The organism is Pseudomonas sp. Q12-87 (assembly GCF_001269755.1).
In the GTDB taxonomy this organism is placed as follows: Bacteria; Pseudomonadota; Gammaproteobacteria; order Pseudomonadales; family Pseudomonadaceae; genus Aquipseudomonas; species Aquipseudomonas fluorescens_S.
The window spans coordinates 145,136-169,082 of sequence record NZ_LHVI01000034.1; the positions used below are offsets into that span (position 1 = coordinate 145,136).

The window sequence follows — 23,947 nt, forward strand, 5'->3', positions numbered from 1 at the left end:
GCTTGCTCCCGTCCGGCTGCGCAGCAGTCGGATATCCCACACCCCCTTGATTACAAGGGCAACTGGGGTCTGCTGCGCAGCCCAGCGGGAGCAAGCTCCCTCGCCACAAAGGCGGATTAAGCGAACAGGTTACTCGTCGTCGTCAAAATTGTAGCTGCCCGGCGCCAGGTTCTCGAATCGGGTGTACTTACCGATAAACGCCAGGCGAATGAAGCCGATTGGACCGTTCCGCTGCTTGCCGATGATGATTTCGGCGATGCCCTTGTGTTCCGTCTCGGGGTGATACACCTCGTCGCGGTAGACGAACATGATCACGTCGGCGTCCTGCTCGATCGCTCCGGATTCCCGTAAGTCAGAGTTCACCGGCCGCTTGTTCGGGCGCTGCTCCAGGGAGCGGTTCAACTGGGAAAGCGCCACCACCGGGCAGTTGAATTCCTTGGCGAGGGCCTTGAGGGAACGGGAGATTTCGGAAATCTCGTTGGTCCGGTTATCACCGCTGGAACCGGGGATCTGCATCAACTGCAGGTAGTCGATCATGATCAACCCGACCTCACCGTGCTCACGCACCAGTCGACGGGTTCGGGCGCGCATTTCCGACGGACTGATACCGGCCGTATCGTCGATGAACAGCTTGCGATCGTTGAGCAGGTTGACCGCCGACGTCAGGCGCGGCCAATCGTCATCTTCCAGCTGACCGGAACGGACCTTGGTCTGGTCGATACGCCCCAGGGACGAGAGCATACGCATGATCAGCGATTCGCCTGGCATCTCGAGGGAGTACACCAGGACAGCCTTTTCGCTGCGCAGCACGGCGTTTTCCACCAGGTTCATCGCAAAGGTGGTCTTACCCATGGACGGACGGCCGGCGACGATGATCAAGTCGGACGGTTGCAGGCCGCTGGTCTTCTCGTCGAGGTCGGTGTAGCCGGTGGACAGGCCGGTGATGGCGTTGTCGGTGTTGAACAACGTATCGATGCGGTCGATGGCCTTGGTCAGCAGGTCGTTGACGCTCACCGGACCACCGGTCTTCGGCCGGGCCTCGGCGATCTGGAAGATCTGCCGCTCGGCTTCGTCGAGGATTTCGGCGGCGGTTCGGCCTTCCGGGTTGAACGCGCTGTCGGCGATTTCGGTACTGATGCCGATCAGTTGGCGCAAGGTCGCCCGCTCGCGGACGATCTGGGCGTAGGCCTTGATGTTGGCGACCGACGGCGTGTTTTTCGCCAGTTCACCCAAGTAACCGAGGCCGCCGACCTGGGATGTCTGGCCTTCCTTGTCCAATTGCTCGGACAGGGTCACGACGTCGATCGGCATGTTCTGATCGGCGAGCTTGGCGATCGCACGGAAAATCAGACGGTGGTCATGTCGGTAGAAATCGCCGTCGGAGACTTGATCGAGCACGCGTTCCCAGGCGTTGTTGTCCAGCATCAGGCCACCGAGTACAGCCTGTTCGGCCTCGATGGAATGCGGCGGCACCTTCAGGGCTGCGGTTTGCAGATCGTATTGCTCGGGAGCGGTGATTTCGTTCATGGCCACTTGATTCTTTGGGAAACGCAGGGGGTTATGAAAATCGGGCATTGCAGAAAGACAAAGGGCACGACCTGTAAACAGGATCGTGCCCGATGTTACCGGCTAGCACCCGAGGGTGCCAGCCGACAGATATTGCTTAGGCTGCTACCACGACAACGCGTACGGTGGCTTCAACTTCGGCGTGCAGGTGCACGGCTACGTCGAATTCACCCACGTTGCGGATGGTGCCGTTCGGCAGACGAACTTCGCTTTTCGCAACTTCAACGCCGGAGGCGGTCAGTGCGTCAGCGATGTCGTGAGTACCGATCGAACCGAACAGCTTGCCTTCGTCGCCAGCGGTGGCAGTGATGGTCACTTCCAGCTCGGCCAGTTGGGCAGCACGGCTTTCAGCCGATGCTTTACGGTCTGCGGCGGCTTTTTCCAGCTCAGCGCGACGCTCTTCGAACGCAGCCAGGTTGGCAGCGGTCGCAGCGGTGGCTTTGCCGAAAGGCAGCAGGTAGTTACGGCCGTAACCGGCCTTAACGTTTACTTTGTCGCCCAGGTTGCCCAGGTTGGCGATTTTTTCCAGAAGGATCAGTTGCATGTGAAAATCCTCTAACTTTTAACCTTCACCGTTCGCGTTGTCGGCGTCTTTCGACGCCATACGACCGCGAAAATCAATCAGGCTGTCGACGATGGCCAAGACCACGAGCAACGGACCGAGCAAGTGCATGAAAGGCAACAACGTCACGTACATCCCCACCAGCCAGAACATGGCCAGCCGTTTCTGCGCCACCAGCCCGTGAACCAGGGCCAGGCCGGCGAAGACCAGCGGTACACTGCACAACGGCAACAGGATCAGTGCATGCAGCCCAAGGAACGGGGCAACACACATGACGGCCAGCAGTGACAGCGCCACGCTCTTGGGGAATCGGATAGCGCGAAATTCGCGCCCGAAACCACCGGGGTTATACAACGACGCCTGCCAATAGCGCCCAAGAATCAGGCACAGCACGCTAAAGATCTGCACCGAAGACGCTATCGAAATGATCATCAGCGGAGTGGTCAGAGCAGTGACTAACGCCTTCTGGTCTGCCGAGAATGTCTCGTAGACCCCACCCATCGCCAGCGGCAGGACGTTTTCGAACGTCTGCGCCAGTGACTCGATGAAGGAGCTGAATACAGCTCCCAGGCTCACCGCACTTAACAACCCCACGGCCACGCTGCAAAGCAGCACGCGGTTCCAGGTATGCCCGGCGCGCAAAATCAACGCCAGGCCGCTAGCCCCGAGCAACACCAGGAGTGTCGTCGGGTCTTTCAGGAAGTACCAGCTCACCAACGCTGACAACATTCCGATACCCAGGACGCTCAGGGCGTCCGAACCGCGCCGCAGGAGCACAAGGCAACCAGCGGCGGCACTCAACCAGAACAACAGCGGCAATGCCGCGGATCCGGCCACAACCAACGTGGCCTGCACACGTCCCCGCATGATGAAGTCAGCTAAGGCGCGCATGCATTCAATCCCTTACTACTCGTCGACTGCCCGGTCTCAGCGGCCGTGGCTGTCGGTGTAGGCCAGCAGGGCCAGGAAGCGGGCGCGCTTGATAGCGGTGGCCAGCTGACGCTGATAACGAGCTTTGGTACCGGTGATACGGCTTGGAACGATTTTGCCGGTCTCGGATACGTAGGCTTTCAGAGTGTTGAGATCTTTGTAATCGATCTCTTTCACGTCTTCAGCGGTGAAGCGGCAGAATTTACGACGACGGAAGAAACGTGCCATGTGATTGGCTCCTTAAAAGGTCCGTGGATTACTCGTCAGCGTTATCGCTGTTGTCGCTGTCGCTATCGCTGTCATCGCCATCGGCGCTGTCAGAGTGCTCAGGACGGTCGCGACGCTCACGGCGCTCACTGCGGTTTTCTTCAGCCTTGAGCATCTCGGATTGGCCGGTGACGGCTTCTTCGCGACGGATGACCAGGTTACGGATCACTGCATCGTTGTAGCGGAAGTTGTCTTCCAGCTCGGCCAGGGCCTTGCCAGTGCACTCAACGTTCAGCATCACATAGTGAGCCTTGTGAACATTGTTGATTGCGTAGGCCAGTTGACGACGGCCCCAATCTTCCAGACGGTGGATTTTGCCGCCGTCTTCTTCGATCAGCTTGGTGTAACGCTCAACCATGCCGCCGACTTGCTCGCTTTGATCCGGGTGGACCAAAAAGATGATTTCGTAATGACGCATGAATGCTCCTTACGGGTTGTAGCCTGCCGCTCAAAAACGGTCAGACAAGGAGTGAATGACACTTATGGACTTGAGGACGCTAGACACATAAGTGCCTGCCATCACAGCAAGGGGCGCAATTGTAGAGAAGGGTCGAGGGAGGCGCAAGGCAATTGGTGATTATTTGAACAACCCCCAATCTTTACCCAAACACAAAACACTGTGGGAGCGGGCTTGCTCGCGAAAGCGCCGTGTCAGTCAACATCGATATCAACTGATCCAACGCTTTCGCGAGCAAGCCCGCTCCCACATTTGACTTGCGTCTGACTTAAGGCTTCTTGGCGGTAGCCTTGACGCTCCGCTGGCGCAGGGCCTCGAACAGGCAGACGCCGGTCGCCACCGAGACGTTGAGGCTGCTGACGCTGCCTGCCATCGGCAATTTGACCAGGTAATCGCAATGTTCGCGGGTCAGGCGACGCATGCCCTTGCCTTCGGCGCCCATGATCAGGATGGTGGGGCCTGTCAGGTCCTGGTCATAAATATTGACCTCGGCCTCGCCCGCCGTACCCACGACCCACAAGCCGCGCTGCTGGAGTTTCTCCAGGGTGCGCGCCAGGTTGGTCACCGCCACCAGCGGAATCACTTCCGCCGCACCGCAGGCAACTTTGCGCACCACCGGCGTCAAGGTCGCCGATTTGTCTTTAGGCACGATGACCGCCAACGCACCGGCCGCATCCGCGGAACGCAGGCAAGCGCCGAGGTTATGCGGATCGGTCACGCCGTCCAGCACCAGCAACAAGGGAGCGCCTTCGGTACGATCGAGCAACTCGTCGAGCATCGCCTCGCCCCAGACCTGGCTCGGGCTGACTTCAGCCACGACGCCCTGGTGGACGCCTTCGACCCAGGCATCCATCTCGCGCCGCTCGGCCTGGCCGACCGCGACACGGCTTTCGTTGGCCAACTCGACCAGGGTCTGGACCCGCGGATCGCTACGACCTTCCGCCAACCAGATCTGCTTGACCCGCTTGGGGTGGTGACGCAGCAACGCTTCCACGGCGTGCACGCCGTAGATTTTTTCCAACTGACTCATGACTTGGCCTTGGGTTTACGCGCCCCGCCACTTTTGGCTGGGGCCGAGCCCGCTTTGGGCGGGCCTTTACGGTGCTTGCTCGGTTTGCTGGTCGCCTTGTCCGGGGCCGACCGTCCGGCCTTTCCCCCAGACGCCGCTTTACCACCGCTTTTGGCTTCGGCCAGCAACGCCTGCTTCATTTCACGACTTTTGCGCAGCTCGGCGTTTTTCGCCGCTGCGTCGCTGGGGCGGTAGGCTTCGGGAGCCTTGTCCTTGGCAGACGAACGGCGACCGGCCTTGGCTGGCTCCGACTCTACGGTTTTTGCAGGAGCGCCTTTACCCTTGGTCGCAGGCGCTGCGGCCTCGCCACCACGCTTTTTACGGCCAGTCGGTGCTTCGGCGGGCTTGTCAGACATTCCGAAGTCGATCTTGCGCTCATCGAGGTCGACGCGCATGACCTGCACTTCCACGGTGTCACCCAGACGGAAGCTGCGACCGGTGCGCTCGCCCGCCAGGCGGTGATGCACAGGGTCGAAGTGGTAGTAATCACCCGGCAAGGCGGTGACGTGCACCAAGCCCTCGACGTAGATATCGGTCAGCTCGACAAACAAACCAAAGCCGGTCACAGCCGTGATCACGCCTGGGAACGACTCGCCCACGCGGTCTTTCATGAACTCGCACTTGAGCCAGTTCACCACGTCGCGGGTGGCTTCGTCGGCGCGGCGCTCACTCATGGAACACTGCTCGCCCAACTGTTCCAAGGCCGCCTCGTCGTACGGATAGATCCGTGCTTTCGGAATGGTCATGGCACCGGCGCGCTTGACGTGCGGGGTGTTCTGCTTGGAATGGATCACGCTGCGGATCGCGCGGTGCGTGAGCAGGTCCGGGTAACGACGGATCGGCGAGGTGAAGTGGGTGTACGCCTCGTAATTCAGACCAAAGTGGCCCTGGTTGTCGGCGCTGTACACCGCCTGGCTCAGGGAGCGCAGCATCACGGTCTGGATCACATGGTAATCCGGACGGTCCTTGATGCTGGCCAGCAGCGCCTGGTAGTCCTTCGGCGTCGGGCCGTCCTTGCCTTTGTGCAGGGACAGGCCGAGCTCGCCGAGGAAGGCACGCAGTTTTTCCAGACGCTCCGGCGGCGGGCCGTCATGCACGCGGTACAGCGCAGGAATCTCGTGCTTCTTGAGGAATTCGGCGGTGGCCACGTTGGCCGCCAGCATGCACTCTTCGATCAGCTTGTGCGCATCGTTACGGGTGGTCGGGGTGATTGCGGCGATCTTGCGCTCGGAACCGAAGACAATCCGGGTTTCCTGGGTCTCGAAATCGATCGCGCCACGCACGTGACGGGCCCCCAGCAACACCTTGTACAGCGAGTACAGTTGCTTGAGGTGCGGCACCACGCCAGCGTATTCGGTACGCAGGGCCTTGGCTTCATTGGTCTTCGGCGTTTCCAGAATGGTGCTGACCTTGTTGTAGGTCAGGCGCGCCTGGGAGTGGATCACCGCTTCGTAAAACTGGTAGTCGGTCATTTCGCCGGTCTTGGAGATGGTCATCTCGCACACCATGGCCAAACGGTCGACTTTCGGGTTCAGCGAGCACAGGCCGTTGGACAGCTGCTCAGGCAGCATCGGGATCACGCGCTCAGGGAAATACACGGAGTTGCCGCGCACCTGGGCTTCGTTATCCAGGGCCGAACCGATCTTCACATAGCTGGACACGTCGGCAATGGCGACGAACAGCTTCCAGCCGCCGGAGAACAGGCGCAGCTTGCCGGGCTTGGCTTCGCAGTAGACCGCATCGTCGAAGTCGCGGGCATCTTCGCCGTCGATGGTGACGAACGGCAGATGGCGCAGGTCGATACGTTTTTCTTTATCTTTCTCTTCGACTTCCGGCTTGAGCTTGGCGGCTTCCTTGAGCACAGCCTCGGGCCATACGTGAGGAATATCGTAGGTGCGCAGCGCAACGTCGATCTCCATGCCCGGCGCCATGTAGTTGCCGACCACTTCAACGATATCGCCCTGTGGCTGGAAGCGCGCAGTGGGCCAGTGGGTGATTTTCACCTCGACGAACTGGCCGACCTTGGCAGCGCCATTACGGCCCGGGGTAATCAGCACTTCCTGCTGAACCTTCGGGTTATCCGGCACAACAAAACCGATACCACCTTCTTCGAAGTAACGGCCGACGATGCTTTCGTGGGCACGGGACACCACTTCGACGATCACGCCTTCACGCCGACCACGGCGATCCAGGCCGGACACGCGGGCCAGGGCCCGGTCGCCATCGAACACCAGGCGCATTTGCGCCGGGCTCATGAACAGGTCGTCGCTGCCGTCGTCAGGGATCAGGAAACCGAAGCCGTCACGGTGACCGGCGATGCGGCCCAGGATCAAATCGAGCTTGTCCACCGGCGCATAGGTGCCGCGCCGGGTGTAGATCAGTTGAGCGTCGCGCTCCATGGCGCGCAGACGGCGGCGCAGGGCTTCGAGTTGGTCTTCGGTGGTCAGACCGAACTCTTCGACCAACTGCTCGCGGCTAGCAGGCGAACCCCGATCGGCGAGATGCGCCAGGATCAGTTCGCGGCTAGGAATAGGGTTTTCATATTTTTCCGCTTCACGAGCGGCCTCGGGATCGAGGGACTGCCAATCGGCCATTAGAGAGTTTTCACCTTGTCTATATGCGGGTTAGTTTGGCATAGGCTTAATGAAACGGGAAATTTCAAGCACCCAATGCCTTTTCTAAAGTCTTTTGCCTCACCTTTGAAGCCCCGGAATGCACCGCTCGTGAAATTTAGCGGTTTTTTTACCAAGAGGGGTTTACAGTTAAAAACACGCTCCGTATAGTGCGCGCCATCGACGACGTACACACGTTGACGATATTGCCCAGATGGTGAAATTGGTAGACACGCCAGCTTCAGGTGCTGGTGACCGCAAGGTCGTGGAAGTTCGAGTCTTCTTCTGGGCACCAATTTCAAGCAGCAGATCAACGGTCTGCCTGCTTCACAAAAACCCGCGAAAGCGGGTTTTTGCATTTCTCCCCCTCGCCATTTCGTTTGGCAATTACTAAAACAAAAACAGGGGTTTACAGATCAAAACGCGCTCCGTATAGTGCGCCACATCGACAGCGGCAACGCTGAAGATGCTGCCCAGATGGTGAAATTGGTAGACACGCCAGCTTCAGGTGCTGGTGACCGCAAGGTCGTGGAAGTTCGAGTCTTCTTCTGGGCACCAATTCAAGGTTCAAGGTTCATGACCTTGGATCTCACAGAAACCCGCGAAAGCGGGTTTTTGCGTTTCAGTGGTTCGGAAACCATAAACATTCTTTCACCGCTTGTATCAGAACCTCAATTCCCTCAAGCCGCACATGAGAAACAATATCGTTTATCATTGCGACATGTTTTTGCTACACGACAGTGAGGAACCCTGCGAATGATGTTTCGAACCACCCTGCACCGCGCACTGGCCTGCACCCTGCTCGGCCTGACCCTCGCAACGCCCCTCACCCACGCCGCCGACAAAGTCGAACTGACCCTCTATAACGGCCAGCACAAGGAAGTCGGCGACGAATTAGCCAAGGCCTTCGAAGCCAAGACCGGCATCCACGTCAACGTGCGCAAGGGCAGCAGCAACCAACTCGCCAGCCAGATCGTCGAAGAAGGCGACCGCTCCCCGGCCGATGTCATCTACACCGAAGAATCGCCGCCCCTGAACAAACTGGGCGAACAGGGCCTGCTGGCAAAAATCGACGATGCCACCCTGAATGTCCTACCCAAGGATTATGTCGCCGGCAACGGTACCTGGATGGGCGTCACCGCCCGGGTGCGTGTCGTGGCCTACAACCCGAAACTGATCGACGAAAAAGACCTGCCCAAGACCGTCCTCGATTTTGCCCAGCCGCAATGGCAAGGCAAGGTCGGCTTCGTACCGAGCAGCGGCGCCTTCCAGGAGCAGGCCGTCGCCATCATCAAGCTGCACGGGATGGAAGCGGCCGAAGAATGGCTCACCGGGCTGCGCGCTTTCGGCAAGGTCTACAGCAACAACATGGTTGCCCTGAAAGCAGTGGAAAACGGTGAAGTGGCGACCGTCCTGGTGAACAACTATTACTGGTTCGCCTTGCAGCGGGAGAAAGGCCAGCTCGACTCCAGATTGCACTATTTCACTGGTGGCGACGCCGGTGGCTTGGTGACCGTGTCCAGCGCCGCCGCGCTGAAATCCAGCAAGCACCCTGAAGAAGCCCAGCAATTGCTCGCCTATATGGCCAGCGAAGAAGGCCAACGGGTCATCACCCGGACGTCCGCCGAATATCCGCTGCACAAGGGTATGGTTTCGGACCGCGGCCTCAAGCCTTTCAATGAGCTGGAGCCACCGAAGGTCACCCCCGCCGACCTTGGCAACGCCGAAGAAGCGCTGGACTTGGAACGCGAGGTCGGCCTGAACTGATGACGCCGTCGCTGAGCACACCACACCCGAGCGGGGGCTACGTGCCCCGGCGCAGGCGCCCCTCCATCGGGGTGTTGCTCCCTGTGTTGCTGCTGGTGCTGCTGAGCCTGCTGCCACTGCTCTATGTGGTCGCGAAGGCGTGGCAGGCCGGGTGGGCCGAGGCACTGCACCTGCTGTGGCGCCCCTACGTGTTCGGGCTCTTGCGCAATACCCTGGCACTGATGGTCGGCGTCACGCTGGCCTGTGGAGTGATCGGCCTCTCCCTGGCCTGGCTGCTGGAGCGCAGCAATTTGCCGGGACGCCGGGTATGGGGAGTCATCCTGTGCCTGCCATTCGCGGTGCCGGCCTTTGTCAGCAGCTTCACCTGGGTTTCCCTCAGCGCGCAATTCGAAGGCCTGGGCGGGGCGATTCTGGTGATGACCCTGTCGAAATACCCGCTGATTTTTCTGCCAGTGGCGGCGACGTTGCGCAACCTGGACCCCTCGCTCGAAGAATCCGCCCGCACCCTGGGGCAAAACCGCTGGGGCGTGTTCTTTCGCGTCACGCTGCCGCTGCTCTGGCCATCGTTGCTGGCCGGCTCGCTGCTGATCGCGCTGCACATGCTGGTGGAGTTCGGCGCGCTGTCGATCATCGGCCTGCAAACCTTCACCACCGCGATCTATCAGCAGTTCGAACTGGAATTCAGTAACGCCAATGCCGCCATGCTGTCGGCGGTGTTGCTGGTCTTGTGCCTGGTGTTGCTGTGGCTGGAACTGAGGGTGCGCGGCAAGGGCCGTCACGTGCGCACTGGCCAAGGGGCGGCGCGGCGGGCCGAACAGGTCCGACTGGGCTCCTGGGCGCCTCTCGGCCAGGTGTATTGCTTGGCGCTGGCGGTCATTGGCAGTGGCGTCCCCCTGGGCATGCTCGTGTATTGGCTGGCGGTGGGCACATCCGCCGCATTCCCGATGGGCGAAATCGGCGAGGCGCTGCTATCGTCGCTGGCGCTCTCACTTGGGGGCGCCGCACTCTGCCTGGTGCTGGCCGTGCCGGTCGGTCTGCTGGTGGTGCGTTACAAGGGTCGCCTGGCGCTGTGGGCCGAACGTTTGCCATACCTGCTGCACGCGTTGCCCGGACTGGTGATCGCCCTGAGCCTGGTGTATTTCGCGCTGCACTATGTACCAGTGCTGTACCAGACCTCGGCCCTGCTGCTGATCGCCTATGCGTTGCTGTTCCTGCCACTGGCCCAGGCACCGGTGCGTACCGCGCTGAACAAGGCAGCGCCGCAACTCGAAGAGGCGGCGCGAACGCTGGGGGCTTCGTCATTCAGTGCTTTTTGCCGGGTGACCTTGCCGATCATCTTCCCGGCGCTGGGCGCGGCGTTTGCGCTGGTGTTCCTGGATGCGATGAAGGAATTGACGGCCACGCTGCTGCTGAGCCCAACCGGGCTCAATACCTTGGCGACGGCGGTCTGGGCCCATACGTCGAACGTGGAGTTCGCGGCGGCAGCGCCTTATGCGGCGCTGCTGATCGTGGTGTCGGGGTTGCCGGTGTATTTGCTGACGACGCGGATGTATCTGAGCCGTTGAAATCGCTATCGCGAACAAGCTCGTTCTCACGTTGGCCCGCTTGAATACTCGGGTTCAACTGTGGAAGCGAGCTTGCTCGCGATGAGACCTCCCCAGGCATCAAGCCCTGAACTGCCCCAGGCTTGCCTTCAATTGCGCCGCCAGACTGTCCAGCACCTTGCCGCTGGCCGTGGTCTCGACCACGGCTTGGGCCGCTTTTTCGGCCTGGACGTGAATGGTTTCCACCCGACCGCGCACCGCTTGCGCGCCTTGGGCCTGATGCGCCGCTGCCTGGGTCGCCAGGCCGATGGCTGCATGCACTTGCTCCACCGACACCTGGACTGACTGCTGCAGGCGGGCACTGTCACGCAGCACCAATAACCCCTCGCTGGCCTGGCGCCCGGCCTGGCCGATAGCCGCCACCGCCTCTCGCGCGCCTTGCTGCAAGGCCACGATATGAGCCTGGATGTCCCCCGTCGAGCTCTGGGTCTTGCTCGCCAATGCCCGCACCTCATCCGCCACCACCGCAAACCCGCGCCCGGTTTCGCCGGCACGCGCCGCTTCGATGGCCGCGTTCAACGCCAGCAAGTTAGTTTGCTCGGCGATGCCATGGATCACGGTCAGCACCACTTCGATCTGCTCGCTCTGCTGCGCCAGCCGCTCGATCACTTTCGCCCCGGTGTCCACCTGCCCCGCCAGCGCCTCGATCAAACCGCTGACCTTGGCCGAAGTCCGAGTGTTCTCATCGGTGGCCTGGCGGATCTCCACCACTTGCTGCAGGGCCGCTTGCATCGCCTGGCTTTCCGACTGCGCTTCGTCCGCCATTTGCGACAGCGCCCGCAGACTCTCGGCCACTTCATCACGCTGCATTCCGGCAGCGGCATCGGCACCCGAGTTACGCAACGTCATCGCACCAATCTCCACACCGGTACGCTGGGCCACATCTCCAGCCTCGCGCACGATGGGTTGCAACTTATCCACAAAGCGATTGACCGCCGAGGCCATGTCGCCGATTTCGTCCTTGCTGCTGATTTGTACGCGCTTGGTCAAGTCGCCCTCGCCCGCCGCCAGGTCATTCATTGCCGCGATCAACAGCTTCAAGCGATTGACCACCCGACGCCCCAGCACCACGGCCAGCAGCAACAGCACACCAAAGCCAACCAGCGCCAGGCCCAGGCCGATGCGCCAGCGCAAGGTGCTCGCAGCTTCTTGCACGGTGGTTGAAGTGTTGGTCTGCATTTGCGTAGCAGTGGCCTGGGCCGACTCCAAGCGACCGCGCATGGCGGTAGCGCTGTCAGCCGCCGCCCCCTTGAGGCTGTCGCCGACCAACTGGTCGCTGCTGGCGATCAAGGCCGAGAAACGCTGGTCCAGCGCCTTCAGGTCGGTTTCAACCGAAGCTGTGGAAACCCCCATCAACACCTTGCCGATCTCCACGCCATTGGGGTTGATGGAGGCTTCGAGGTAATAGACTGATGGATCGTTCTTCGCCGCATCCAACACCTTGTCCAACGCCCGCTCGCCCTTGCCTTTTTCCAGCAGCGCCTTGTTGATCGGGTTTTCCCGGTTCAGGTAGCGAGTCAGGTGCTCACCGGCTGCGTCGTCATAAATGACGAACAGCACGTTGGGATTGCGTTGGGCCCGGCGGGCAAATTCGGAAAGGGTCGGCACGTCGCTGTCCCACATCGCCCGGGGAGCGACGGACGCCAGGAGCTGCGCCATATCATTGGCGGAATCCCTTAAGTCCTTTTCCAGCGTCCCACGCAATTGGACCTGCTCATCCTTCAGACGCGCAGATAATCCGGCGTTCAGCCGCTGGCGGGTATTGGTGGACAAACTGTCCAGGCTCGAGGTGACTTCGCGCCCGGCCTGCTCCAGCTCGCCGGAAAGTTTCTGGCTGTCCGCCCCCAGACGCGCGCCCAGGTCGGCTTCCAGCGCCGTCACGGTGCTTCGGGTCAGCGCAACAGCCACCAGCACCTGCACCAAAAGGGCGATACCGAGGGTAACGAACACAGGCCGCAATAAACGGCTTTGTAACAGTGAGAGAACGGCCGACACGTGAAATCCCTCTACCAAACGCCATTAAATTGATAGCACTCATGGAAGCGGTGCCTTAATGGAGATGCATAGCAAGTGTCGTGCCGTCGGGTAGGCAGAAACGACAAAGGCCCCAAACGAGGGGCCTTTGTGTTTTACATCAACGAGTTATCAGGCGAACGGATGACGCAGAACGATGGTTTCGTTGCGGTCCGGCCCCGTCGAAATAATGTCGATCGGCGCACCGACCAACTCTTCGACGCGCTTGATGTAGTTGCGAGCCGCCACTGGCAACTCTTCCAGGGTCTTGGCACCCACGGTCGACTCGGTCCAGCCAGGCATCTGCTCGTACACCGGCTCCAGGCCGATGTAGCTGTCGGCGTCGGTCGGGGCGTCGATGACAGCGCCGTCCTGGTTCTTGTAGCCCACGCAGATGTTGATGGTTTCCAGGCCGTCCAGCACGTCCAGCTTGGTCAGGCACAGGCCCGAGATGCTGTTGACGTCGATGGCGCGACGCAGGATGACGGCATCGAACCAGCCGCAACGACGGGCACGACCGGTGGTGGCACCGAATTCATGGCCACGCTTGGCCAGGAACGCACCGACATCGTCGAACAGCTCCGTCGGGAATGGACCCGAGCCGACGCGAGTGGTGTAGGCCTTGGTAATACCGAGGATGTAATCCAGGTACATCGGGCCAAAACCCGAACCCGTGGCGATGCCGCCTGCGGTGGTGTTGGAGCTGGTGACGTACGGGTAGGTACCGTGGTCGATGTCCAGCAGCGAACCCTGGGCGCCTTCGAACATGATGTCCTTGCCGGCGCGACGCAGCTCGTGCAGCTCGGCGGTGACGTCGAGCATCATCGGCTTGAGCAGCTCCGCGTACTCCATGCACTCGTCCAGGGTCTTCTGGAAATCGATGGCCGGTTCTTTGTAGTAATTGACCAGGACGAAGTTGTGGTAGTCCAGCAACTCGCCCAGCTTGGCGGCGAAACGCTCGCGGTGGAACAGGTCACCGATGCGCAGGCCACGACGGGCGACTTTATCTTCGTAGGCCGGGCCGATGCCGCGACCGGTGGTGCCGATCTTCAGCTCGCCACGGGCCTTTTCACGGGCCTGGTCCAGCGCAACGTGATAGGACAGGATCAGCGGGCAGGACGGGCTGATGCGCAGGCGCTCGCGCACCGGTACGCCTTTTTCTTCCAGCTTGATGATTTCCCGCAGCAACGCGTCGGGAGCGACCACCACACCGTTGCCGATCAGGCATTGCACGCCTTCGCGCAGCACGCCCGACGGAATCAGGTGCAGTACGGTTTTTTCACCGTCGATCACCAAGGTGTGGCCTGCGTTGTGACCACCCTGGTAGCGCACTACGGCGGCAGCATGTTCGGTCAGCAGATCAACGATCTTGCCTTTGCCCTCATCACCCCACTGGGTGCCCAGGACTACGACATTCTTACCCATAACACTTGTCCTCATTCGCGCAAACTTGGTGCCGGCTGCAGCCGGCAGGAAAACTCAAGAAGCCAGCGGCAATACTTGCCAAAGCCCGTTCTGCTGAATCAATTGCCGGTCGCAGTCCGCTTCACGGGCGGCGGCCAAAGGTTGCCCAGGCAAGGCCTGGACGACACGCTGACCCTCACTGCGCAACTGGCAGACCGCCTGCCAGAGTGCCGCATCCGTACTGTCAGGCATCCAGATACCGCCAGACGGTAGCTCGATTTCAGCACGCCCCAGGGTCACCAGGGTTTTCAAATCGGTAGAGAAGCCAGTTGCCGGACGGGCACGACCGAAGTCGGCACCGATATCGTCATAACGGCCGCCCTGGGCGATGGACTGCCCCACACCGGGAACGAACACCGCGAACACCACACCGGTGTGGTAGTGATAACCGCGCAACTCACCCAGGTCGAAATACAGCGGCAGCTCGGGGAAACGCACCGACAACCGCTCGGCAATCGCCAGCAAATCGTCCAGCGCCGCCAGCACAGGCGCCGGAGCATTGGCCAGGCGCTCGCGGGCTGCCGCCAGCACGTCACGACCGCCGCACAGATCAACCAGGGCCCGCAGCATGCCCGACAGGTCTGCTGGCAGGCCTTCGGTCAGGCTGATGACTTCGTCGATGGCCTTGCGTTGCAACGCATCGAACAGTTGTTGCTCCACTTCGCCAGACAAACCGGCCGCACGGGCCAGGCCGCGATAAATGCCGACATGCCCCAGGTCCATGTGGACATCCGGCACGTCGGCCAGTTGCAGCATGGCCAACATCAGGCTGATGACTTCTACGTCGCTGCTCGGGCTGGCGTCGCCATACAGCTCCGCACCCAGCTGGATCGGGCTGCGCGAAGATGACAAGGCGCGCGGCTGGGCGTGCAGCACACTGCCGGCGTAGCACAGGCGGCTAGGGCCTTCGCGGCGCAGGGTGTGGGCGTCGATGCGCGCCACTTGCGGCGTAATGTCTGCACGAAAGCCCATCTGCCGACCCGATTGCGGGTCGATGACCTTGAAGGTGCGCAAGTCCAGGTCCTGGCCCGCGCCGGTCAGCAGGGATTCCAGGTACTCGATATGCGGGGTGACGACGAACTCGTACCCCCAGCTCTGGAACAGATCCAACACCTGCCGACGCGCAACTTCAATACGCGCAGCTTCCGGTGGCAGTACTTCTTCGATGCCATCTGGCAGCAGCCAGCGGTCTACCGTTGCCATTACGCCATTCCCCTATGGTCCGGGCGGCCAGCTTTCGGGCTGGCCTTGAGTGAAGCAGAAAATGCCTGCGCCGTACGCGCATCATGGGCAAAAGACGCGCAAGAGCGACGTGACGAATGGCCCATCGTCGGCCTCGCCCGGCACTTTCCTCGAAAAACCTGTCGAGTCGTTCAACTCGACGCCTGCATCGTGAAACCGCAATCGAACGTGCAGACGCAAAAAAGCCGGGAATTTCCCGGCTGCCGCATCATACACACGTTTTCCGAAAGGATCACCCCGCCCGACGTTTTAGCCGCCGGGCGGAATGCTTCAGGTCAACGTCGTATCAAGGCTTGGCCTTTTCCAGGTAATGGAAGAAGTCGCTGCTTGGGTCCAGGACCATGACGTCGGATTTGTTCGCAAAGCTTTCGCGGTAGGCGCGCAGGCTACGGTAGAACGCGTAGAACTCCTGGTCCTGGCCGTAGGCCTTGGCGTAGATCGAAGCGGCCTGGGCATCACCATCACCACGGACCTCTTCCGATTCACGGTAGGCTTCGGCCAGCAGCACACGGCGTTGGCGATCGGCGTCGGCACGGATGCCTTCGGCCAGCTCGTTACCCTTGGCGCGGTGCTCGCGGGCTTCACGCTCACGTTCGGTGCTCATGCGCTCGAACACGCTGCGGTTCACTTCCTTCGGCAAGTCGATGGCCTTGACCCGGACATCGACCACTTCGATACCCAGCTCTTTCTCCGCCATCGTATTCAGCGAACGGGTGATGTCGGCCATGAGCGCATCACGCTCACCGGATACCACCTCATGCAACGTGCGCTTACCGAACTGGTCACGCAGGCCCGACTCCAGGCGACGGGACAGACGCTCGTCGGCGATCTGCTTGAGACCGGACGTCGCGGTGTAGAAGCGCTCGGCGTCCTTGACGCGCCACTTGGCGTAGGCGTCGACCATCACGGCTTTCTTTTCCAGCGTCAGGAAGCGTTGCGTCGGTGCATCCAGCGTCATCAGGCGAGCATCGAACTTGCGCACCTTGTTGACGTACGGCACCTTCACATGCAGCCCCGGCTGGACATCAGCCTGGACCACGCGACCGAATTGCAGCAACACCGCGCGCTCGGTCTGAGCCACGATGTAGAAGCAGTTCCAGGCAGCGATCGCCACGACGACACCGACAATAAGGGCGATCAGCGATTTATTGCTCATCAGCGACTCTCCCTGGTACGTGCTTGCTGTTGCTGCAAGTCCGCCGCCGCACGGGCATTGGCTTCATTGCTGGCGGCTGCCGCGCTGGTCGGCGGCGTGCTGGTGTTGCGACCGCTCTCGACCATCTTGTCCAGCGGCAAGTACAGCAGATTGCTCTGGCCGTTCTTGTTGCCGGTCACGAGGACCTTGCTGGTATTGCTGAAGACTTCCTGCATGGTGTCCAGGTACAGACGTTGGCGGGTCACTTCAGGGGCCTTGCGATACTCGACCACCAGCTTGGTGAAGCGGTCAGCCTCACCCTTGGCACGGGAAACGACTTCGTCGCGGTAACCATTGGCATCTTCGATGATGCGCTGGGCCTGGCCACGGGCTTCCGGCACGACGCCGTTGGCATAGGTTTCGGCCTGGTTGCGCGAGCGCTGCTCGTCTTCACGGGCACGGATCACGTCGTCGAAGGCTTCCTGGACCTCACGCGGTGCAGCAGCGCTCTGGACGTTGACCTGGGTAACGGTGATACCGGTGCGATAGGTATCGAGGAAACGCTGCAGGCGCTCCTTGATTTCGCTGGCCATCAGTTCCCGGCCTTCGGTCAGCACCTGGTCCATGGCAGTGGAACCCACCACATGGCGCAAGGCGCTTTCAGTTGCATGCTGCAGGCTGACTTCCGGCTGGTCGACGTTCAGCACGAAGTCCTGCAGGTTGGTGATCTTGTATTGCACGGTCAGCGGCACCTCGACGATGTTCTCGTCTTCGGTCAGCATCTGGCCTTGCTTGGTATACGCCCGCTCACGCGTGACGTTTTCCATGTACTTCTGGTCGATCGGCGGGAAATAGATATTCAGGCCCGGACCAACCGTCTCGTAGTACTTGCCGAAGCGCAGCACCACGGCCTGCTCCTGCTCGTCCACGACATATACCGCGCTGTACAGCCAAATAGCCGCGAGCACGACGAGACCGATGCCGAGCAGGCCGAAACCGCCGCCCTTGCCCGGACGACCGCTGCCATCGTCACCGCGTTTCTTACCACCACCGAACAAACCGTTCAGGCTTTCCTGCAGCTTTCGGAAGGCCTCGTCGAGATCGGGCGGCCCCTTGCGGTCGCCGTTGTTACGACGCTTGCCACCCCAGGGATCCTGATTATTCGAGTTGCCACCCGGCTCATTCCAAGCCATAGCGCTCTCCATCTGATAAAGCAAAGACGCACCCACGGCGCGCCGACCAATGCTACAGAATGCCTGACACAGCTTGCTCAGGCTTTTATTGCAAAGTGTGTTGCTCGATGAATTCCATCGGCTGCAGCCCTTCGCGACTGACCAGTCGGTTCAACTCCGACCGTGGCAGGCGAACAGCCAGCAGACAGACGCCTTCGTCGTCGTGCTCTTCTTTTTGCACCGCCCCCAGCTCAAAGAACTGGGCACGCAGCCGGGCGAAACGCTGCGGCAACTTCAGGGTGCCAACAAACAGATCATTGCCAAGAAGCTCGGCCACGGCCTGCTTGAGCAGGTCCAGGCCGGTACCGTCGCGGGCAGACAACCAGACCCGTTGCGGCTTGCCGTCGGCATCGCGCTGGATCTGCGGCTCCACCCCTTCGAGCAAATCGAGTTTGTTGTATACCTCCAGGATCGGCAAGTCCTGGGCACCGATCTCGCCCAGCACCACCATCACCTGCTCGATCTGCAGCATACGGTCCGGCTCGGCGGCATCGATCACGTGCAGCAGCAGGTCGGAATTGCTCGACTCTTCGAGCGTAGCCCGGAAAGCCTCGACCAGTTTGTGCGGCAAGTGACGGATGAAGCCCACGGTGTCGGCCAGCACGATCGGCCCGAGGTCATCCAGGTCGAGCCGGCGCAGGGTCGGGTCGAGCGTGGCGAACAACTGGTCGGCGGCGTAGACGTCCGATTGGGTGACGTTATTGAACAGGGTCGATTTGCCGGCGTTGGTATAGCCCACCAGTGAAACCGTAGGAATATCCGCACGCTTGCGCCCGCGCCGCGATTGTTCGCGCTGGCTGCGGACCTTCTCCAGGCGCCCCTTGATCTGGCGCAGGCGAACCCGCAACAGGCGCCGGTCGGTTTCCAGCTGGGTTTCACCTGGGCCGCGCAGGCCGATACCGCCTTTCTGCCGCTCAAGGTGAGTCCAGCCGCGAACCAGCCGCGTGCTCATGTGTTCAAGCTGGGCCAGTTCGACCTGGAGCTTGCCTTCATGGGTACGGGCGCGTTGCGCGAAGATATCGAGGATCAGGCCCGTGCGGTCGATCACGCGACACTCGAAAACACGTTCGAGGTTACGCTCCTGACTGGGCGTGAGGATGTGATTGAAAATCACCAGATCGACCTGTTCGGCCTTGACCAGGTCGCGCAACTCCTCGACCTTGCCGCTGCCGATCAGGAACTTGGCGGTTGGCCGATGACGCGGCACGTTGAAGAACGCGACGGTCTCGGCGCCGGCCGAAAGTGCCAATTCCTGGAACTCCTGCGGATCTTCGCGCGCCTCAGGGTCCTGTCCATCCAAGTGAACGAGAATGGCCCGTTCACCACCACCGTGGCGCTCAAAGAACAAAGGAGACTCCTATCAGGCGTTACCCGGTTCAGCGTCGCCGCCTTCGGATTCGGTTGCGCTAGGCAGACGAATCGGACGAACTGGCACCACTGTCGAGATCGCGTGCTTGTAGACCATCTGGCTGACGGTGTTCTTCAGCAGGATGACGAACTGGTCGAAAGACTCGATCGTGCCTTGCAGTTTGATCCCGTTGACCAGATAGATGGACACCCCAACTTTTTCTTTACGTAAAGTGTTCAAGTAAGGGTCTTGTAGCGAATGCCCTTTTGACATGTGCCGCACTCCTTTAAGGATCAATAATAAAAATCGGAATCAGATGGCTTGGGCCGTCACACCCCCAAGGATAGACGGCAATTGCAAGGACTCAGCTCAATATGGAGATGGTCCCGAGGTATTTCAAGGCGCGTGGCAGATTGTCGCAATCGAGACTGTCGAGCCAATGCAAGTCAGTCCAGCTGCGCAGCCAGGTGAACTGGCGCTTCGCCAATTGGCGCGTGGCAATGATCCCACGCTCCTGCATCTCGGCTGACGTCAGCTTGCCGTCCAGGTAGTCCCAGACTTGTCGATAACCCACCGCACGTATAGACGGCAACCCGGCATGCAGGTCACTTCGCTCACGCAGGGCTACGACCTCGTCGATGAATCCCTGTTCCAACATCAATGTGAATCTTTGTTCAATTCGCTGGTGCAGCACTTGCCGGTTCGCCGGGGCGATGGCCAGATTCGCGACAGTATAGGGCAATTGTTGCAGTCCCGAAGCGGCTGCTTCAGTACTTTGCGCAGATTGTCGCTGCCTCAGGGCCGTCATGCTCTGGCCGCTGACCCGGTAAACCTCCAGCGCCCGGCTGAGCCGCTGCGGGTCGTTGGGGTGAATCCGCGCCGCCGACTCCGGGTCGATGATCGCCAATTGTTCATGCAGGGCCTGCCAGCCAAGGCGCGCGGCTTCTTCTTCGATCTGCGCGCGCACCTCCGGATCGGCGGCGGGCATGTCCGCCAGGCCATCGACCAGGGCCTTGTAGTACAGCATTGTGCCGCCCACCAGCAGCGGGATCTTGCCTCGCGCGGTGATCTCGGCCATGGCCTGGAGGGCATCGCGACGAAAATCCGCCGCAGAATAAGCCTCGGCCGGGTCAAGGATGTCGATCAGACGGTGAGGAAATTCGGCCAGCAGCGCTTTCGACGGCTTGGCGGTACCGATGTCCATGCCCCGGTAAACCAGCGCCGAATCGACGCTGATCAGCTCGCAGGGCAGGACCTTGGTCAGTTCGATCGCCAGGTCGGTCTTGCCGGCGGCGGTCGGCCCCATCAGGAAAATCGCGGGTGGCAACTGGCTCATCAGCGACCGCGCAGGAACAGTTTGTCCAGGTCGTCCAGGCCCAATTGGGTCCAGGTCGGCCGGCCATGGTTGCATTGACCGCTGCGCTCGGTATTTTCCATGTCCCGCAGCAGGCCGTTCATTTCCGGCAGGGCCAGGCGCCGGTTGGCGCGGATCGCGCCATGGCAGGCCATGGTGCCGAGCAGTTCGTTCAGGTGCGCCTGGATCCGGTCGCTGGTGCCGTATTCCATCAGGTCTGCCAATACGTCGCTGACCAGGCGATTGGCCTCGGCTTGCTTCAATAACGCCGGGATCTGCCGGATCGCCAGGGTTTCCGGGCCCAGGCGCTGCAACTCAAAGCCCAGGCGCTGGAACCAGCTCACATGTTCCTCGGCACAATCGGCTTCGCGCTGGCTGACGGCCAGGGATTCGGGCACCAGCAGCGGCTGGCCACTCAGGCCTTCACTGGCCATGGCAATTTTCAGCCGCTCGTACATGATCCGCTCGTGGGCGGCATGCATGTCCACCAAGACCAGGCCCTGGGCGTTTTCCGAAAGGATATAGATGCCTTTGAGCTGCGCCAGGGCATAACCCAGCGGCGGAATGTCGCCCTGGCCGTCGGGCAGTGCCGCCGCGCCGGTTTCAGGCAACGGCTTGAAGAACTCGCGATAGGCCGCCTGGGCCTCGGCCGCCGGCACATTCGATTGCGGTCGCGGGGTGTATTGATACTGGTAACCGCTGCCGGCGCCAGTCCCCGCCGTGTTGTAGCTCGGCGGCGGCTGGGGCTGTTCCAGCAGTGCGTTGGCCGCCAGGCGCATTTCGCCCTGGGGACCGAATTCGCCGGCTTCCAGCCCCGTTGGCCGGACCATGCCAGCCACTGCCGCCGGAGCTGCCAGTTGATCTTCCGGGCGCACATCGCCCAACGCGCGGTGCAAGGTACCGTAAAGGAAATCATGGACCATGCGTCCATCACGGAAACGGACTTCGTGCTTGGTCGGGTGCACGTTGACGTCTACGACCGCCGGATCGACTTCGAAAAACAGCACGAAGGTCGGATGCCGTCCATTGAACAGCACGTCGCGATAGGCCTGGCGCACCGCGTGGGCCACCAGCTTGTCGCGCACGGCGCGGCCATTCACATAGAAATACTGCAGGTCTGCCTGGCTGCGGGAAAACGTCGGCAACCCGACCCAACCCCACAGGTGCAGGCCATTGCGCTCCACCTCGATGGGCAATGCCTGCTCGAGGAAACCCGCGCCGCAGACCGCACCCACCCGCCGCGCACGGGCCGCATCGTCATGGGCCTCGTGCAGGCTGAGAATGGTCTTGCCGTTGTGGCGCAAATGGAACGCCACGTCAAAACGCGCCAGGGCCAGACGCTTGATGACTTCCTGCAGGTGATCGAATTCGGTCTTCTCGGCCTTGAGGAACTTGCGTCGGGCCGGGGTGTTGAAGAACAGGTCGCGCACTTCCACCGAAGTGCCCACCGGATGGGCCGCGGGCTGGACGTGGGAGGCCATGTCTCGGCCTTCGGTCTCGACCTGCCAGGCCTGCTCGGCGTCGCGGGTACGGGAGGTCAGCGTCAGGCGCGACACCGAACTGATGGACGCCAGCGCCTCGCCCCGAAACCCCAGGCTCATGACTCGCTCAAGGTCTTCCAAGTCGCGAATCTTGCTGGTGGCATGACGCGCCAGGGCCAGCGGCAGGTCGTCGGAAGAAATGCCGCCACCGTCATCGCGCACCCGCAGCAGCTTGACGCCGCCCTGCTCGACATCCACATCGATGCGCCTGGCGCCGGAATCGAGACTGTTCTCCAGCAATTCCTTGATGACCGACGCCGGGCGCTCGACCACTTCACCGGCGGCGATCTGGTTTGCCAGCCGCGGGCTGAGCAGCTCGATGCGAGCAGTGCTGCCGATCACTTCATCACTCATTGCTGGACCGCCACTTCATTTCCGGGGATGGTCAGGGTCTGGCCGATCTTGAGCTCGTCACTCTTGAGATTGTTGGCACTGCGCAAGGTAGCGGGCGATACCTGGTAGCGCACGGCGATCATCGCCAGGGTTTCGCCGGGGCTGACCCGATGGTCCCGCGGGCCTTGGGCGATCTTGCCGGAATCGCGCAGCCACGCAATGTAGGTGCCTGGCGGCGGGTTCTGCTGGAAGAACTGCCGTACACCGCTGCTGATGGAACGGGCCAGTGCCTGCTGGTGGTTGGCGGACGACAGCTTGGACGCCTCGTTGGCGTTGGAGATGAAGCCGGTCTCCACCAGGATCGACGGGATGTCCGGCGACTTGAGCACCATGAACCCGGCCTGCTCGACGCGCTGCTTGTGCAGCGGCGTGACGCGACCGATGTTGCTCAGGACTTTCTGGCCGACGTTCAAACTGGAGGTCAGCGAGGCGGTCATCGACAAATCGAGCAACACACCGGCAAGCATGCGGTCCTTGTCGTCGAGGCTGACGTTGCCGGCACCGCCGATCAGGTCAGAACGGTTTTCACTGTCGGCCAGCCAGCGAGCGGTCTCGGACGTGGCGCCACGGTCGGACAAGGCGAATACCGAAGCCCCGAAGGCTGCCGCCGAAGGTGCCGCGTCAGCGTGAATGGAAACGAACAGGTCGGCGCCTTTTTTGCGGGCGATTTCGGTACGGCCGCGCAGTGGGATGAAGTAGTCGCCGGTACGGGTGAGTTCGGCGCGGAAGCCCTTCATGCCGTTGACCTGACGCTGCAGCTCGCGGGCAATGGACAGCACCACGTCTTTCTCACGCTGCCCGCGCGAACCCGAGGCCCCTGGGTCTTCGCCGCCGTGACCGGCGTCGATCACCACGATGATGTCGCGCTTGCCGGCCGGGGCCGGTGGCAGCTTGATCGCAGGTTCGGTCGGCGTAACCGGTACCGCCGGCACCGTGGCGACGTTGGTCGGAGGCGGTGGAGGCGGCGCGGCGTCGGCCGGATTGTCGAACAGGTCCACCACCAACCGGTTGCCGTACTGGGCGTTCGGGGCCAGGGTAAAGCTCTTCGGCGTCACGGCTTTTTTCAGGTCGATGACCACCCGCAAATCGGTCGGCGTACGCTGGGCCGAACGCATCGCGGTAATCGGCGTGTTGGCGGTGGCCACGTTCAATGGCGCGCCCAGGGACGCGCCATTGATGTCGATCACCAGGCGATCCGGCGCGGTCAGGGTGAATACGCTGTGCTGCACCGGACCCGTCAGGTCGAACACCAGCCGCGTGTTGTCCGGCGCCCGCCAGAGGCGAACGCTGTTGACCTTTGTCTCAGCCACAGCATCGACGGCCAGTGCCGTAAGCAACAGTCCTACGACAGCAACCACCGCGCGAAAGCGCATACCAAACCCCATCATCAA

The 23,947-nt window shown here is 61.4% G+C and carries 19 protein-coding genes, 2 tRNA genes and 1 pseudogene; 4 read left to right on the forward strand and 18 right to left on the reverse strand.

Annotation, left to right across the window (positions count from 1 at the left end; all coding sequences use genetic code 11):
* Nucleotides 1-129: 129 nt before the first annotated feature.
* The 7 genes from dnaB to rnr all read right to left on the reverse strand — a co-directional run bounded on the left by dnaB (nt 130) and on the right by rnr (nt 7,445).
* On the reverse strand, nt 130-1,527 hold the full coding sequence (gene dnaB, locus AD663_RS25105) for a replicative DNA helicase (protein ID WP_003186384.1): 1,398 nt from the start codon (nt 1,525-1,527) through the stop codon (nt 130-132).
* Between the two features lie 136 nt (nt 1,528-1,663).
* Nucleotides 1,664-2,110: a 50S ribosomal protein L9 gene (gene rplI, locus AD663_RS25110; RefSeq protein ID WP_003186385.1), complete on the reverse strand. Its 447-nt coding sequence runs from the start codon at nt 2,108-2,110 to the stop codon at nt 1,664-1,666.
* Nucleotides 2,111-2,128: 18 nt separating this feature from the next.
* A complete protein-coding gene (locus tag AD663_RS25115; RefSeq protein WP_003186386.1) occupies nt 2,129-3,019 on the reverse strand; it encodes a hypothetical protein in 891 nt (296 codons plus the stop codon).
* 36 nt (nt 3,020-3,055) lie between these two features.
* A complete protein-coding gene (gene rpsR / locus AD663_RS25120; RefSeq protein WP_002551829.1) occupies nt 3,056-3,286 on the reverse strand; it encodes a 30S ribosomal protein S18 in 231 nt (76 codons plus the stop codon).
* A gap of 28 nt (nt 3,287-3,314) precedes the next feature.
* Entirely contained in the window at nt 3,315-3,743 is a 429-nt protein-coding gene (rpsF, locus tag AD663_RS25125) for a 30S ribosomal protein S6 (RefSeq protein WP_003186395.1), read from the reverse strand.
* 307 nt (nt 3,744-4,050) lie between these two features.
* Nucleotides 4,051-4,812, reverse strand: coding sequence for a 23S rRNA (guanosine(2251)-2'-O)-methyltransferase RlmB (rlmB, locus tag AD663_RS25130; RefSeq protein ID WP_003186397.1), 762 nt, complete (start codon nt 4,810-4,812; stop codon nt 4,051-4,053).
* Entirely contained in the window at nt 4,809-7,445 is a 2,637-nt protein-coding gene (gene rnr / locus AD663_RS25135) for a ribonuclease R (protein ID WP_003186399.1), read from the reverse strand. Before rnr ends, rlmB begins: the two co-directional genes overlap by 4 nt.
* Nucleotides 7,446-7,671: 226 nt before the next feature.
* Here rnr and AD663_RS25140 point away from each other — a divergent pair.
* From AD663_RS25140 to AD663_RS25155, 4 genes are all read left to right on the forward strand, one after another.
* A tRNA-Leu gene (locus tag AD663_RS25140) sits at nt 7,672-7,758 on the forward strand.
* A 176-nt stretch (nt 7,759-7,934) separates the two neighbouring features.
* A tRNA-Leu gene (locus AD663_RS25145) sits at nt 7,935-8,021 on the forward strand.
* 198 nt (nt 8,022-8,219) lie between these two features.
* Nucleotides 8,220-9,230, forward strand: a complete 1,011-nt coding sequence (locus AD663_RS25150; protein ID WP_003186401.1) for an iron ABC transporter substrate-binding protein — start codon at nt 8,220-8,222, stop codon at nt 9,228-9,230.
* Nucleotides 9,230-10,795, forward strand: a complete 1,566-nt coding sequence (locus AD663_RS25155; protein WP_003186402.1) for an iron ABC transporter permease — start codon at nt 9,230-9,232, stop codon at nt 10,793-10,795. The genes AD663_RS25150 and AD663_RS25155 overlap by 1 nt, the downstream gene beginning before the upstream one ends.
* Before the next feature lie 99 nt (nt 10,796-10,894).
* Here AD663_RS25155 and AD663_RS29730 read toward each other — a convergent pair whose 3' ends face one another.
* From AD663_RS29730 to AD663_RS25205, 11 genes and pseudogenes are all read right to left on the reverse strand, one after another.
* Nucleotides 10,895-11,779: a methyl-accepting chemotaxis protein gene (locus tag AD663_RS29730; protein ID WP_371261245.1), complete on the reverse strand. Its 885-nt coding sequence runs from the start codon at nt 11,777-11,779 to the stop codon at nt 10,895-10,897.
* Between the two features lie 21 nt (nt 11,780-11,800).
* Nucleotides 11,801-12,493: pseudogene (locus AD663_RS29735) on the reverse strand (methyl-accepting chemotaxis protein); the annotation flags it as partial.
* A gap of 486 nt (nt 12,494-12,979) precedes the next feature.
* On the reverse strand, nt 12,980-14,272 hold the full coding sequence (locus AD663_RS25165) for an adenylosuccinate synthase (protein WP_003186407.1): 1,293 nt from the start codon (nt 14,270-14,272) through the stop codon (nt 12,980-12,982).
* 54 nt (nt 14,273-14,326) lie between these two features.
* Nucleotides 14,327-15,514, reverse strand: a complete 1,188-nt coding sequence (locus AD663_RS25170; RefSeq protein WP_003186409.1) for an ATP phosphoribosyltransferase regulatory subunit — start codon at nt 15,512-15,514, stop codon at nt 14,327-14,329.
* 325 nt (nt 15,515-15,839) lie between these two features.
* Entirely contained in the window at nt 15,840-16,709 is an 870-nt protein-coding gene (gene hflC / locus AD663_RS25175; RefSeq protein ID WP_003186411.1) for a protease modulator HflC, read from the reverse strand.
* Nucleotides 16,709-17,881 (reverse strand): FtsH protease activity modulator HflK, encoded by a 1,173-nt coding sequence (hflK, locus tag AD663_RS25180; RefSeq protein WP_003186413.1) that lies wholly within the window; start codon nt 17,879-17,881, stop codon nt 16,709-16,711. Before hflK ends, hflC begins: the two co-directional genes overlap by 1 nt.
* Before the next feature lie 85 nt (nt 17,882-17,966).
* Complete coding sequence (hflX, locus tag AD663_RS25185) at nt 17,967-19,268, reverse strand: ribosome rescue GTPase HflX (RefSeq protein ID WP_003186415.1); 1,302 nt, start codon at nt 19,266-19,268, stop codon at nt 17,967-17,969.
* A gap of 12 nt (nt 19,269-19,280) precedes the next feature.
* The gene (gene hfq, locus AD663_RS25190; RefSeq protein ID WP_003186419.1) at nt 19,281-19,541 is read right to left on the reverse strand and encodes an RNA chaperone Hfq; all 261 of its coding nucleotides are present in this window, start codon (nt 19,539-19,541) and stop codon (nt 19,281-19,283) included.
* 91 nt (nt 19,542-19,632) lie between these two features.
* Complete coding sequence (gene miaA / locus AD663_RS25195) at nt 19,633-20,604, reverse strand: tRNA (adenosine(37)-N6)-dimethylallyltransferase MiaA (protein WP_003186420.1); 972 nt, start codon at nt 20,602-20,604, stop codon at nt 19,633-19,635.
* Nucleotides 20,604-22,517, reverse strand: coding sequence for a DNA mismatch repair endonuclease MutL (gene mutL / locus AD663_RS25200; protein ID WP_003186422.1), 1,914 nt, complete (start codon nt 22,515-22,517; stop codon nt 20,604-20,606). Before mutL ends, miaA begins: the two co-directional genes overlap by 1 nt.
* Nucleotides 22,514-23,944 carry an N-acetylmuramoyl-L-alanine amidase gene (locus AD663_RS25205; protein WP_033046319.1) on the reverse strand — a complete coding sequence of 477 codons (1,431 nt, stop codon included), beginning with the start codon at nt 23,942-23,944 and terminating at the stop codon, nt 22,514-22,516. The genes mutL and AD663_RS25205 overlap by 4 nt, the downstream gene beginning before the upstream one ends.
* Nucleotides 23,945-23,947 lie beyond the last annotated feature (3 nt).

Coding starts and splice junctions, on each gene's coding strand:
- dnaB (WP_003186384.1), bottom strand. CDS start 1,527: ATGAACGAAATCACCGCTCCCGAGCAATACGATCTGCAAACCGCAGCC.
- rplI (WP_003186385.1), bottom strand. CDS start 2,110: ATGCAACTGATCCTTCTGGAAAAAATCGCCAACCTGGGCAACCTGGGC.
- AD663_RS25115 (WP_003186386.1), bottom strand. CDS start 3,019: ATGCGCGCCTTAGCTGACTTCATCATGCGGGGACGTGTGCAGGCCACG.
- rpsR (WP_002551829.1), bottom strand. CDS start 3,286: ATGGCACGTTTCTTCCGTCGTCGTAAATTCTGCCGCTTCACCGCTGAA.
- rpsF (WP_003186395.1), bottom strand. CDS start 3,743: ATGCGTCATTACGAAATCATCTTTTTGGTCCACCCGGATCAAAGCGAG.
- rlmB (WP_003186397.1), bottom strand. CDS start 4,812: ATGAGTCAGTTGGAAAAAATCTACGGCGTGCACGCCGTGGAAGCGTTG.
- rnr (WP_003186399.1), bottom strand. CDS start 7,445: ATGGCCGATTGGCAGTCCCTCGATCCCGAGGCCGCTCGTGAAGCGGAA.
- AD663_RS25150 (WP_003186401.1), top strand. CDS start 8,220: ATGATGTTTCGAACCACCCTGCACCGCGCACTGGCCTGCACCCTGCTC.
- AD663_RS25155 (WP_003186402.1), top strand. CDS start 9,230: ATGACGCCGTCGCTGAGCACACCACACCCGAGCGGGGGCTACGTGCCC.
- AD663_RS29730 (WP_371261245.1), bottom strand. CDS start 11,779: ATGGCCTCGGCGGTCAATCGCTTTGTGGATAAGTTGCAACCCATCGTG.
- AD663_RS25165 (WP_003186407.1), bottom strand. CDS start 14,272: ATGGGTAAGAATGTCGTAGTCCTGGGCACCCAGTGGGGTGATGAGGGC.
- AD663_RS25170 (WP_003186409.1), bottom strand. CDS start 15,514: ATGGCAACGGTAGACCGCTGGCTGCTGCCAGATGGCATCGAAGAAGTA.
- hflC (WP_003186411.1), bottom strand. CDS start 16,709: ATGAGCAATAAATCGCTGATCGCCCTTATTGTCGGTGTCGTCGTGGCG.
- hflK (WP_003186413.1), bottom strand. CDS start 17,881: ATGGCTTGGAATGAGCCGGGTGGCAACTCGAATAATCAGGATCCCTGG.
- hfq (WP_003186419.1), bottom strand. CDS start 19,541: ATGTCAAAAGGGCATTCGCTACAAGACCCTTACTTGAACACTTTACGT.
- miaA (WP_003186420.1), bottom strand. CDS start 20,604: ATGAGCCAGTTGCCACCCGCGATTTTCCTGATGGGGCCGACCGCCGCC.
- mutL (WP_003186422.1), bottom strand. CDS start 22,517: ATGAGTGATGAAGTGATCGGCAGCACTGCTCGCATCGAGCTGCTCAGC.
- AD663_RS25205 (WP_033046319.1), bottom strand. CDS start 23,944: ATGATGGGGTTTGGTATGCGCTTTCGCGCGGTGGTTGCTGTCGTAGGA.